Genomic DNA, 11,695 nt, shown 5'->3' with positions numbered 1-11,695 from the left:
GGCAGATGTTTGGCACAAGATGAATGCAATAACGCTGATGGAACTGGGCCTGACCGGCCTGCTGGTGGCGCTGGTCCCGCTCTCGCTGGTGTGGCGGGCCAAGGGCCTCGACAACAAATACCGCAAGCTGGTGTGGGTGACGATGTTCTTCACCTTCGACCTGATCATGTTCGGCGCCTTCACGCGCCTGACCGATTCCGGCCTGGGCTGCCCGGACTGGCCCGGCTGCTACAACCATTCCAACCCGCTGCTGGCGCACGAGCACATCAATGCCGCGCAGGCCGCCATGCCGACCGGCCCGGTGACCTGGGGCAAGGCCTGGATCGAGATGACGCACCGCTATCTGGCCATGGCCGTGGGCGTGCTGATCATCGCCCTGATGGCCATCGCCTGGCGGCGCTGGATCAAGTCGAAGGGTTCAGAGCTACAGTACCGGCCCTGGTTTCCTACCGCGCTGCTGGGCTTCGTCTGTCTGCAGGGCGCTTTCGGCGCCTGGACCGTGACCATGAAGCTGCAGCCGGTCATCGTCACCATCCACTTGCTGCTGGGACTGACGCTGCTGGCCATGCTGGCCTGGCTGGCGGCGCGCCAGAGCCCGCACCTGCCGGTGGCGCCGGGTCGCGCGCTGGTTTGGCCGGCCACGCTGGGCTTGGCCCTGCTGACGCTGCAGATCGCCCTGGGCGGCTGGGTCAGCACCAATTACGCGGCGTTGGCCTGCACCGACTTCCCGCTGTGCGACGGCAAGCTGGTGCCGGACATGGATTTCGGGCATGGCTTCACGCTGTGGCGCCACCTGGGCATGACCGCCGCCGGCGACTTCCTGCCGTTCCAGGCGCTGACCGCGATCCACTGGGTGCACCGCAGCTTCGCCTTTGTCGTCATCTTGTATGTTGTATGGCTGGCACACAGGGCGCTGCGCGACGGCGGCCTGCGCAAGACCGGCCGCTGGCTGCTGATCGTGCTCGCCCTGCAGCTCTGTACCGGGCTGGCGACCATCTACCTGAACTGGCCGCTGGCCATTGCTGTGGTGCACAATGGCGGCGCCGCCCTGCTGGTCGTTCTGCTGGTCATGTTAAACTACAAGGCTCGTTACGCTCCCGCAGGCATTGCCAGCGCTTCCCCCCAAGCTCAGTGACCTGACATGACCACATTGACCGCCCAACCCAACCGCATCGCCCAGTACTGGGCACTGACCAAGCCGCGCGTGACGCAGCTGGCCGTGTTCTGCGCCGTGATCGGCATGTTCCTGTCCAGCCCCGACCTGCCGGACTGGCACAAGGTGGTGTTCGGCACGCTGGGCATCTGGCTGCTGGCCGGGGCCGCGTTCGCCATCAACTGCCTGGTCGAGCGCGAGATCGATTCGCGCATGGCGCGCACCGCCCGCCGTCCGCTGGCGCGCGGCGAGATCACCGTACCGCAGACGCTGGTGTTCTCGGGCGTCATCGGCGGCCTGGGCATGTGGGTGCTCTACACCCTGGTCAACCCGCTGACCATGTGGCTGACCTTCGCCACCTTCGTCGGCTACGCCATCATCTACACCATCATCCTCAAGCCCGCCACGCCGCAGAACATCGTCATCGGCGGCCTGGCCGGCGCCATGCCGCCGGCGCTGGGCTGGGCCGCCATCGCCAACGACGTGCCGATGCAAGCCTGGGTGCTGGTGATGATCATCTTCATCTGGACGCCGCCGCACTTCTGGGCGCTGGCCATGTACCGCCGCGACGACTACGCCAAGTCCGGCCTGCCGATGCTGCCCATCACGCACGGCATGGAGGTCACCAAGTTCCACATCCTGATGTACACGATCGCGCTGCTGGCCACCAGCATGCTGCCCTTCGCCATCGGCATGAGCGGGCTGATCTACCTGGGCACGGCGGTGGTGCTGGACGCCATCTTCTTCTGGTATTCGTGGCAGATCTATCGCCACTACACCGACCTGATCGCGCGCCGCGCCTTCGCGTACTCCATCGTCTACCTGTCGATCCTGTTCGCGGTGCTGCTGGTGGACCACTATTTCCTGTTCCGTACCTTCTGATCCCATGAAGCGACGCCTCTTCACGACGCTGCTGCTGGCCGGCTGCGCCGCGCTGGTGGCGGGCTGCGGCCCGTCCAAGCCAGAACTGAAATTCAACAACACCGATGTCACCGGCCTCGACTACGCCAAGGACTTCGCGCTGACCGACCACAACGGCCAGCCGCGCACCCTGGCCGACTTCAAGGGCAAGGTGGTGGTGATGTTCTTCGGCTATACCCAATGCCCCGACGTCTGCCCGACCACCATGGTGGAGATGGCCAACGTCATGAAGGAGCTGGGGCCGGATGCCGACCGCGTGCAGGTGCTGTTCGTAAGCGTCGACCCTGAACGCGACACGCAGGAGATCCTGGCGCAATATGTGCCTGCCTTCGACAAGCGCTTCCTCGGCTTGCGCGGCAGCCTGGAGCAGACCGAAAAGGTCGCCAAGGAGTTCAAGGTGTTCTACCAGAAGGTGCCGGGCAAGCAGGCGGGCAGCTACACCATGGACCACACCGCCGGCAGCTACGTGTTCGACCCGGCCGGCCACATTCGCCTCTTCGTCAAGCATGGCCAGGGGCCGCAGACGCTGGCGCATGACATCAAGCTGCTGCTGTCCTGAGCGTCGCGCATCGTCCAGGCATGAAAAAAGGCACCCGAGGGTGCCTTTTTCCTTTGCTGCCTGTGGATTACGAATACGCCTGCAGCGCAGTCTTCATCTTCTTCAGCGCCACCGCTTCGATCTGGCGGATCCGCTCGGCCGAGACGCCGAATTCGGCCGCCAGCTCGTGCAGGGTCGCGCCCGAGCCGTCGTCGTTGGCCAGCCAGCGGGCTTCCACGATGCGGCGCGAACGGTCGTCCAGCTTGGACAGTGCGGCTTCCAGGCCTTCGGATTGCATGCGGTCGTACTGCTTGGACTCGATCACGCGGGTCGGCTCCGAGTTTTCCGACGACAGATAGGCAATCGGCGCGAACTTGTCGTCTTCATCGTCGGTGGGCGACTCCAGCGCGATGTCGCGACCCGAGAGGCGGGTTTCCATCTCGATCACTTCTTCGCGCTTCACGTCCAGGGTCTTGGCCAGGGCCTCGACCTGCGCCGGCGTCATGGCGTCCAGGCCTTCCTTGTGGCTGCGCAGGTTGAAGAACAGCTTGCGCTGGGCCTTGGTCGTGGCGACCTTCACCAGGCGCCAGTTCTTCAGGATGTATTCGTGGATCTCAGCCTTGATCCAGTGCATGGCGTACGACACCAGGCGCACGTTCTGGTTGGGGTCGAAGCGCTTGACCGCCTTCATCAGGCCGATATTGCCTTCCTGGATCAGGTCGGCGTGCGGCAGGCCGTAGCCCAGATAGCCGCGCGCGATCGACACCACCAGGCGCAGGTGCGACAACACCATCTTCTGGGCGGCGCCCAGATCGTTCTTTTCGCGCAGGTCGCGGGCCAGCTTGCCTTCTTCTTCGGCAGTCAGCATGGGCAGGCGGTTCACTGCCGAGATATACGCGTCGATGTTGCCCAGGCTGCCGGAAAAACCGAGCGCGAGCGCATTCGACTCGACCGGCATAAGTGCAGATTGTGCAGACGCTGCTTTCAATTGATTCTCCTTGTTTCCTTGCGGAAGCGACGTGTAGACGACGTTCGGATACGGCAATGCTTCAGAAGCCTTGATGGGGCGCTTTAAAACTGGAGCATTTCGATAAGGTATTCTAGCACTCGTCATTTGAGAGTGCTAATTGCAAGTTTGGAAGACCCCGATAGAACTGCTCTATTGCAATCCTGATAATCATTGCTTTCGTCCCTAGTATCTTAGAAGGACTTCGAGGAACAAAGTTGCGATGCGGGTCAAAGACGCGCACAAAAACCTGTAACAATTTTTGCAGCGAGGGAGTTCTGCATATAGAGGCAGCTGAGCCGTTTTCAAGGGGCACAGCTGCATCACGTAAAAACGGCCGCCGGGTTTCTCGCCCGCCGGCCGTTTGTTGTTTATCCGGAAAGATCGGCGGCGCCGGTTCAGCCCATGCGCGCCAGGTGCCTGCGCACCGACAGCATCGCCCCGAACAGTCCCAGCAGCGCGCTGACCGTGAGCAGCAGGGCGATCGACATCGGGCTGGGCAGCGCCAGCTGGAACTCGGAGGCGTACAGGTGGGCGAAATCCAGGATGGCCGTGTTGAGCGGTTGCTGCGCCGCCACCACCAGCCCCAGCGCCACCCCGCCGGCGCACAGGCCGAGCAGGGCGCCGGTGTAGTAGAACGGGCGATGGATGAAGGAGTTGGTCGCGCCCAGCAGGCGCGAGACCTCGATCTCCTCGCGCTGGGTCATCACCTGCAGGCGGATGGTGTTGAACACCACGGCGATCACCACCGCGCCCAGCGTGATGCCCAGGAACAGCAACACCAGCCGCAGGATGCGCAGCAGCGCCGCCAGGCGCTTGACCCATTCGGAGTCGATCTGGACGGTATCTACGCCGGGCTGGCTCTTGAGCTTTTGCGCGATGTCGTCGACGCGGCCGGCGTCCATGGCGTTCTGGAAGCCCGGCAGGCGCAGCACGAAGCTGTCCGGCAGCGGATTGCTGCCCAGCGTGGCCAGCACGTCGGCCAGGCCGGTCTTGCTCTTCAAGGCATCGAAGGCCTTTTCGCGCGGGATGAATTCAACGCGGCCGACGGTGTCGCTGTCCTTCAGGACCTGGGCGATGGTCTTGCCCATGGCCTGCGAGGCGTCGCGGCCGGCGTCCATCTTCATGAAGATGCTGATCTCGGGCTCGACCGACATCTGCTCGGAAATCGGCCGCACGTTTTCCAGCGCCGACAGGCCGGCGAAGGGCAGCGCCAGCGCGATCGACACCACCAGCACGTTGAGCAGGAAGTTGCCGGGCGAGCGCAGTAGGTGGCGCAGCGCATCCATCATGGCGGCATAGTGTTGGCGCAACCAGTTCATGGCGACACCTCCACCGGGTTGGCCACGCCGTTATGCCAGCCGTCGACGATGCGGCCGCGGTCCAGGTAGACGATGCGGTCGGCGCCGGTCAGGTATTGCTCGTCGTGGGTGGAGATCAGGCAAGTCACGCCCACGCCGTGGAAGGACTTCAGCGCCGCCAGCACCTTGTTGGCATTGGCGCGGTCGAGGTTGGCGGTGGGTTCGTCGGCCAGGATGATCTGCGGGCGGTTGACGATGGCGCGGGCGATCGCCACGCGCTGTTGTTCGCCGCCGGACAGTTCCTGCGGCTCGGACAAGGCCTTGTCCAGCAGGTCCACCTTGTCGAGAGCGGCGCGGGCGCGCTTCTCGGCATCGGCGCGCGAGGAGCCGGTGACGATCAGCGGCAGCATCACGTTGCCCAGCAGGTTGCGGTTCAGCAGCAGGCGCTGGTGCTGGAAGATCAGGCCCAGGTTGCGGCGCAGGTAGGGCAGGCCGGAGGCCTTGATGGCGCCGATGTCCTGGCCGTTGACGGTCAGCTTGCCGGCGCTGGGCCGCTCGATGGCGGCGATCATCTTCAAGAGCGTCGACTTGCCTGCGCCCGAGGGGCCGGCCAGGAACACCAGCTCGCCCTTGCCCACCGACAGCGAAATGTCGCGCAAGGCGTAGACCTCGCGCGCGTACTGCTTGGATACCCGGGAAAATTCGATCATCGGCTTCAGCTCAGGAGGGCGTCGACAAATTCGGTGGCGTTGAAGGGCTGCAGGTCTTCGATCTTCTCGCCCACGCCGATGAAGTACAGCGGTACCGGGCGGGTCTTGGCGATGGCTGCCAGGATGCCGCCCTTGGCGGTGCCGTCGAGCTTGGTCACGACCAGGCCGGTCAGGCCCAGCGCGTCGTCGAAGGCCTTGACCTGGGCCAGCGCGTTCTGGCCGGTGTTGCCGTCGATGACCAGCAGCACCTCGTGCGGCGCCGTGGCCATGCCCTTGGCGATCACGCGCTTGATCTTCTTGAGCTCGTCCATCAGGTGCAACTGCGTCGGCAAGCGGCCGGCGGTGTCCACCATGACCACGTTGGTGCCGCGGGCGGTGGCCGAATGCACGGCGTCGAAGGCGACCGCGGCCGGGTCGCCCGATTCCTGGGCGATCACCGAGACGTTGTTGCGCTCGCCCCAGACCGCCAGCTGCTCGCGCGCGGCGGCGCGGAAGGTGTCGCCGGCGGCCAGCAGCACCGACTGGCCGTGGGCCTGCAGGTGCAGCGCCAGCTTGCCGATGGTGGTGGTCTTGCCGGCGCCGTTGACGCCGGCGATCATCATCACCAGCGGCTGCTCGCGGCCCAGCACCAGCGGGCGCTGCAACGGCTGCAGCAGGTCGATCAGCAGCGCGCGCAGCGCGGTGCGCACCTGCGCGGCCTCGGTCAGGCGCTCGGCCTTGACCTTCTTCTTCAATTCGTCCAGCACCCATTGGGTCGCCTCGACGCCGGCGTCGGACACCAGCAGCGCGGACTCCAGCTCTTCGTAGAGCTCGTCGTCGATGCGCGCGCCCACGAACAGCGTGGTCAGGTTGCTGGAGGTCTTGGACAGCCCGGACTTGAGGCGCGACAGCCAGGAGCGCTTGGCTTCGGCGGTCGGTTGCGGCGCTTCCACCAGCTCGGCCTCTTCCTCGATGGCGTCGACGGCGGCGGGCTGCGCCTGGGGTGCGACGGGCTCGGGAATCACCGGGCTGATGTCGGCGGGGACGGCTGGCGCTTCAGGCTGGCTGACTGGCGTTTGCACCTCTGCCGGCGGGTTTGGCGGCAGGACGGGCTGCGCTTCCGGCTTGGGCTTTTTCTTGAAGAAACTAAACATCGCGTGGCGTTCTTGGAGTAGTTCTGGCGGCGGCGAGGGCGGATCGGGTTGCGGCGCAATGCCGGATCTTGTCCTGACAAGCGCATGGGACGGGTTACAATTGCCCATCCTCAGGGACAGGTTCCAGAACCCGCGCGGCCGCCAGGGTCAATGAATCCCCGCATTTTATCAGAGCGCGACGAATGAAATTGAAGATCAGAGCAATCCTCTCCATCGGGCTTTTCGGCTTCTGCGCCGCGCTGGCGCAGGCCCAGACCGCCCAGGAATTCGTACTCAGGAACGGCATGAAGGTGGTGGTCAAGGAAGATCGCCGCGCCCCCACGGCAGTGCAGATGGTCTGGTACAAGGTCGGCTCCATCGATGAGCTCAACGGCACCACCGGTATCTCGCACGCGCTGGAACACATGATGTTCAAGGGCACCAGGAAGCACAAGGTCGGCGAATTCAGCCGCCTGGTGGCCGAGATCGGCGGCCAGGAGAACGCCTTCACCGCCAACGACTTCACCGCCTACTTCCAGCAGATCGAGAAGACCCACCTGGAAACCGTGATGGCGCTGGAGGCCGACCGCATGGCCAATCTCCAGTTCGACGCCGCCGAGTTCGCCAAGGAAATCCGCGTGGTGATGGAAGAGCGCCGCTGGCGCACCGACGACCAGCCCATGGGCCTGCTCAACGAGGCGCTCAACGCCGCCGCCTGGACCGCGCATCCCTATCACCATCCGGTGGTCGGCTGGATGGACGACCTGCAGCACATGAACGTGCAGGACATCGCCGCCTGGTACCGCCAATGGTATGCCCCCAACAACGCCACCCTGGTGGTGGCCGGCGATGTCGACACCGGCCGCGTGCTGGCGCTGGCCAACAAGTATTTCGGCAAGATCCCGGCCCGTCCGCTGCCGCGCGACACCTCCCGCAACAAGCCCCAGAACGAACCGCAGCAGCTGGGCCTGCGCCGCGTGACGGTCAAGGCGCCGGCCGAGAACCCGTATGTGGTGCTGGCCTTCAAGGTGCCGGCGTTGCGCGAGGTCGAGCAGGACCAGGAAGCCTACGCGCTGGACGTGCTGTCGGCGGTGCTGGACGGTTACGACAACGCCCGCCTGACCGCCAACCTGGTGCGCACCGGCGGCAAGGCCAGCAGCGTCGGCGCCAGCTACAGCGGCGTGGCGCGCGGCCCGGTGCTGTTCACGCTGGAAGGCACGCCGGCCGCCGGCGTCACCACCGAGCAGCTGGAAGGCCTGCTGCGCGGCGAGGTCGAGCGCATTGCCAAGGAGGGCGTGTCGGCGCAGGAGCTGCAGCGCGTGAAGACCCAACTGATCGCCGCCCAGGTCTACAAGCGGGATTCGGTGTTCGGCCAGGCCATGGAAATCGGCATGATGGAAACCGCAGGCATCGGCCAGCAAAACATCGACCGCATCATCGACCGGCTCAAGAGCGTCACGCCCGAGCAGGTGCAGGCGGTCGCGCAAAAATATTTCAAGGACGATAACCTGACCGTGGCCACGCTGGCGCCGCTGCCGCTGGACGGCAAGAAGCCCGCGCCGCCGCCGCCGGGCATGCTGCACTGAGCCCGGCGCCAACGGTTTCGTCCTGTCTGCTGTCGATCGGGTTCGCTGTTCTTCTCGGAGGAAAACATGCCTGTCATCGTCGTCGCCAATCCCAAGGGCGGAGTCGGCAAAAGTACCTTGTCCACCAATCTTGCCGGCTACTTCGCCAGCCAGGGACATGGCGTGCTGCTGGGCGATATCGACCGCCAGCAGTCGGCCCGCGCCTGGCTCGGCCTGCGCCCGCCGGGGGCGCGCCCCATCACTACCTGGGAGGTCAGCGAGGATTACGTCGCCAAGCCGCCCAAGGGAACCAGCCACGTGGTGCTGGACACGCCGGCCGGGCTGCACGGCTGGCGCCTCAACGATGCGCTGAAGATGGCCGACAAGGTGCTGGTGCCGCTGCAGCCGTCGATCTTCGACATCCTCGCCACGCAGGATTTCCTGCGCCGGCTGGCCGACGAGAAGGCGGTGCGTAACGGCGAGATCGACGTCGGCATCGTCGGCATGCGGGTCGACGCGCGCACCCGCTCGGCCGAGCAACTGCACCGCTTCATCGACGGCCTGAAGCTGCCGGTGCTGGGCTATCTGCGCGACACGCAGAATTACGTGCAACTGGCCGCGCATGGCCTGACGCTGTGGGACATCGCGCCCTCGCGCGTGCAGCGCGACCTCGAACAGTGGCAGCCCGTGCTGGAATGGGTCGGCAAGACAAGGGGCGGATGATCCGCCGGGGCGCCCGCCTGGCGGCGTCCATCGTTTTCAATTGGTACCTGGCTTTATGAAAAAATATTTCGGCATCCTGTTTGTTTCACTCGGTTTCGCGGCTTCTGCGCCGGCCTCGGCCGCGTTGCAGATCCAGTCGTGGACCCAGCCCGACGGCGCGCGCGTGCTGTTCGTGGCCAACCATGCGATCCCCATGCTGGATGTCAGCGTGCAGTTCGACGCCGGCCAGCGCCGCGATCCGGCCGGCCGCGCCGGCCTGGCCGAGCTGACCGTGGCCAGCCTGACGCGCGGCGTGGCCGGCGGCGATGGTCCTGAGTTGAGCGAAGCGCAGATCCTGGACGGCTTTGCCGATGTCGCCGCCCAGGAGCAAGCCGGCGCCGGGCAGGATCGCGGCGGCGTCAAGTTGCGCACGCTGTCGTCGCAGGCCGAACGCGAAGCCGCGCTGACGCTGGTGGCGCGCATGCTGGCCCATCCCAGCTTCCCGCAGGCCGGCCTGGAGCGCGACAAGGCGCTGGCCATCTCCGGCATCCGCGAAGAGCTGACCAAGCCGGAATCCATCGCCGAGAAAGCTTTCATGGCGGCGCTCTACGGCCGGCACCCGTATGCGGCCGACGCCAGCGAAGCCAGCGTCCAGGCGATCACGCGCGAGGATGTGGTGGCCTTCCACCACGCCCACTACGTCGCCAACCGCGCCGTCATCGCCATCATCGGCGACCTGACCCGTGCCGAGGCAGAGCAGGTCGCCGCCGGCCTGACGCGCGAGCTGCCGCAAGGCGCGGCCTTGCCGGCGCTGCCGCCGGTGGAGCCGGCCAAGGGCGGCCAGACGAGGATCGCGCATCCGGCCTCGCAATCGCACATCCTGATCGGCGCGCCGGCGATCCAGCGCGGCGACATGGACTTCTTCCCGCTCACCGTGGGCAACTACATCCTGGGCGGCGGCGGTTTCGTCTCGCGCCTGACCGACGAGGTGCGCGAGAAGCGCGGCCTGACCTACAGCGTCTACAGCGCCTTCTCGCCGCTGGCCCAGCCCGGCCCGTTCCAGATCGGCCTGCAGACCAAGAAGGAGCAGACCGCCGAGGCGCTGCAGGTGACCCGCGCCACGCTCGACAAATTCCTGAAGGACGGCCCCACCGCGGCCGAGATGAAGGCCGCCAAGGACAATCTCGCCGGCGGCTTCGCGCTGCGCATCGACAGCAACGGCAAGCTGCTGGAAAACATGGCGGTGATCGGTTTCTACAACTTGCCGCTGGACTACCTCGACCGCTGGATCGCGCGCATCCGCGAGGTCAGCGTGGCCGACGTGCGCGCGGCTTTCCGCAAGCATGTGCACCCCGAGCAGCTGTCGACGGTGATCGTGGGCGAAGACGAACCCGTCGCCGCGGCGAAGTAAGGACGTCGCCATGAACAAGAGCAGCAAGGGCCGCCCGGCGGCCAAGCCGGCCGCGCGCGGCCCGCACCAGGTGCGCATCATCGGCGGCCAGTGGAAGCGCACGCCCTTGCCGGTGCTGGATGCCGAAGGCCTGCGCCCGACCCCCGACCGCGTGCGCGAGACCGTCTTCAACTGGCTGACCCATCTGCTGGACGGCGCCTGGGAGCAGTGCGCCTGCCTCGACCTGTTCGCCGGCTCCGGCGCGCTGGGCTTCGAGGCCGCCAGCCGCGGCGCGCGCCGCGTGGTGATGGTGGAGCAGAGCGGCGCCGCGGTGCGCCAGTTGGAAGCCAACCGCGACAAGCTCAAGGCCGACGCCATCGCCATCGTGCGCGGCGACGCGCTGGCCGCCGTGCGCGGCGCCGCCCAGCGAGAGCCGGGCGCCTATCGGTTGGTGTTCATCGATCCGCCCTACCACCAGGGCTGGCTGGAAAAGGTGCTGCCTGCCTGCGAGGCGCTGCTGGAACCGTCCGGCCTGGTCTACGCGGAAGCCGAATTCCCGCTCGACGGCGATGACGCGCCTGCATGGATGGCGGCATGGGAGGTGCTGCGTTCGGACAAGGCCGGCATGGTCTTCTATCATTTATTGCAACGCAAAAGCGCCGCGCAAATTCAGGCATAATGCGCGTTCTGATTGAATTGCCGGGGAGGAGACACCATGGTCACTGCTGTATATCCAGGGACATTCGATCCGTTGACGCGCGGCCATGAGGACCTGGTCCGCCGCGCTTCCGGATTGTTCGACAAGCTGGTGGTCGGCGTAGCGGACAGCAAGAACAAGAAGCCGTTTTTTTCGCTTGAAGAGCGCCTGTCGATCGCCAATGAAGTGCTGGGGCATTATCCGAATGTCCAGGTGGAAAGTTTTTCCGGATTGCTCAAGGACTTCGTCCGCCAGAACAATGCGCGCGTGATCGTGCGCGGGCTGCGCGCGGTGTCCGACTTCGAGTATGAATTCCAGATGGCGGGCATGAACCGCTACCTGCTGCCGGACGTCGAGACCTTGTTCCTGACGCCGTCGGACCAATATCAGTTCATCTCCGGCACCATCGTGCGCGAGATCGCCCAGCTGGGCGGGGATGTGTCCAAATTCGTGTTTCCTTCGGTCGAGAAGTGGCTGAAGGCCAAGATAGCCAAGCAGAACGGTTGAATCCGTTGTGCGGTAGCCGGTTGTGAGGCAGGGTAGTTCGATGAAGCTTTTGGCGGGAAAGTACGCAGGTGGGATGGCGCGGCGCATGCAATG

Annotated in this window: 12 protein-coding genes; 8 read left to right on the top strand and 4 right to left on the bottom strand. The window is 65.6% G+C overall.

Annotated elements, in window-relative coordinates; translation table 11 throughout:
• The first annotated feature begins 19 nt into the window (after positions 1-19).
• The 3 genes from Herbaro_RS18900 to Herbaro_RS18890 are packed head-to-tail and all read left to right on the top strand — an operon-like array spanning position 20 to position 2,633.
• Positions 20-1,135 carry a COX15/CtaA family protein gene (locus Herbaro_RS18900; RefSeq protein ID WP_275011147.1) on the top strand — a complete coding sequence of 372 codons (1,116 nt, stop codon included), beginning with the start codon at positions 20-22 and terminating at the stop codon, positions 1,133-1,135.
• Between the two features lie 6 nt (positions 1,136-1,141).
• Positions 1,142-2,035 (top strand): heme o synthase, encoded by an 894-nt coding sequence (cyoE, locus tag Herbaro_RS18895; protein ID WP_275011146.1) that lies wholly within the window; start codon positions 1,142-1,144, stop codon positions 2,033-2,035.
• 4 nt (positions 2,036-2,039) lie between these two features.
• A complete protein-coding gene (locus Herbaro_RS18890; protein ID WP_275011145.1) occupies positions 2,040-2,633 on the top strand; it encodes an SCO family protein in 594 nt (197 codons plus the stop codon).
• Positions 2,634-2,700: 67 nt separating this feature from the next.
• Here Herbaro_RS18890 and rpoH read toward each other — a convergent pair whose 3' ends face one another.
• From rpoH to ftsY, 4 genes are all read right to left on the bottom strand, one after another.
• Positions 2,701-3,570, bottom strand: a complete 870-nt coding sequence (rpoH, locus tag Herbaro_RS18885; protein ID WP_275011144.1) for an RNA polymerase sigma factor RpoH — start codon at positions 3,568-3,570, stop codon at positions 2,701-2,703.
• A 446-nt stretch (positions 3,571-4,016) separates the two neighbouring features.
• On the bottom strand, positions 4,017-4,940 hold the full coding sequence (gene ftsX, locus Herbaro_RS18880; RefSeq protein ID WP_275011143.1) for a permease-like cell division protein FtsX: 924 nt from the start codon (positions 4,938-4,940) through the stop codon (positions 4,017-4,019).
• Entirely contained in the window at positions 4,937-5,629 is a 693-nt protein-coding gene (locus Herbaro_RS18875; RefSeq protein WP_275011142.1) for a cell division ATP-binding protein FtsE, read from the bottom strand. The genes ftsX and Herbaro_RS18875 overlap by 4 nt, the downstream gene beginning before the upstream one ends.
• Before the next feature lie 5 nt (positions 5,630-5,634).
• On the bottom strand, positions 5,635-6,762 hold the full coding sequence (gene ftsY, locus Herbaro_RS18870; protein ID WP_275011141.1) for a signal recognition particle-docking protein FtsY: 1,128 nt from the start codon (positions 6,760-6,762) through the stop codon (positions 5,635-5,637).
• Between the two features lie 182 nt (positions 6,763-6,944).
• Here ftsY and Herbaro_RS18865 point away from each other — a divergent pair, with 182 nt between their 5' ends.
• The 5 genes from Herbaro_RS18865 (at position 6,945) to coaD (ending at position 11,602) form a co-directional block, all read left to right on the top strand.
• Complete coding sequence (locus Herbaro_RS18865; RefSeq protein WP_275011140.1) at positions 6,945-8,327, top strand: M16 family metallopeptidase; 1,383 nt, start codon at positions 6,945-6,947, stop codon at positions 8,325-8,327.
• Positions 8,328-8,393: 66 nt separating this feature from the next.
• Positions 8,394-9,029, top strand: coding sequence for a nucleotide-binding protein (locus Herbaro_RS18860; protein WP_275011139.1), 636 nt, complete (start codon positions 8,394-8,396; stop codon positions 9,027-9,029).
• Between the two features lie 55 nt (positions 9,030-9,084).
• Positions 9,085-10,419, top strand: coding sequence for a M16 family metallopeptidase (locus Herbaro_RS18855; RefSeq protein ID WP_275011138.1), 1,335 nt, complete (start codon positions 9,085-9,087; stop codon positions 10,417-10,419).
• 10 nt (positions 10,420-10,429) lie between these two features.
• Entirely contained in the window at positions 10,430-11,077 is a 648-nt protein-coding gene (rsmD, locus tag Herbaro_RS18850; RefSeq protein ID WP_275011137.1) for a 16S rRNA (guanine(966)-N(2))-methyltransferase RsmD, read from the top strand.
• 36 nt (positions 11,078-11,113) lie between these two features.
• The gene (gene coaD / locus Herbaro_RS18845) at positions 11,114-11,602 is read left to right on the top strand and encodes a pantetheine-phosphate adenylyltransferase (RefSeq protein ID WP_079218081.1); all 489 of its coding nucleotides are present in this window, start codon (positions 11,114-11,116) and stop codon (positions 11,600-11,602) included.
• The last annotated feature ends 93 nt before the right edge of the window (positions 11,603-11,695 follow it).

This window comes from Herbaspirillum sp. WKF16 (assembly GCF_028993615.1).
In the GTDB taxonomy this organism is placed as follows: domain Bacteria; phylum Pseudomonadota; class Gammaproteobacteria; order Burkholderiales; family Burkholderiaceae_D; genus Herbaspirillum.
The sequence above is the reverse complement of the archived record's forward strand: the minus strand, read 5'-3'. Positions and strand labels throughout refer to the sequence as shown.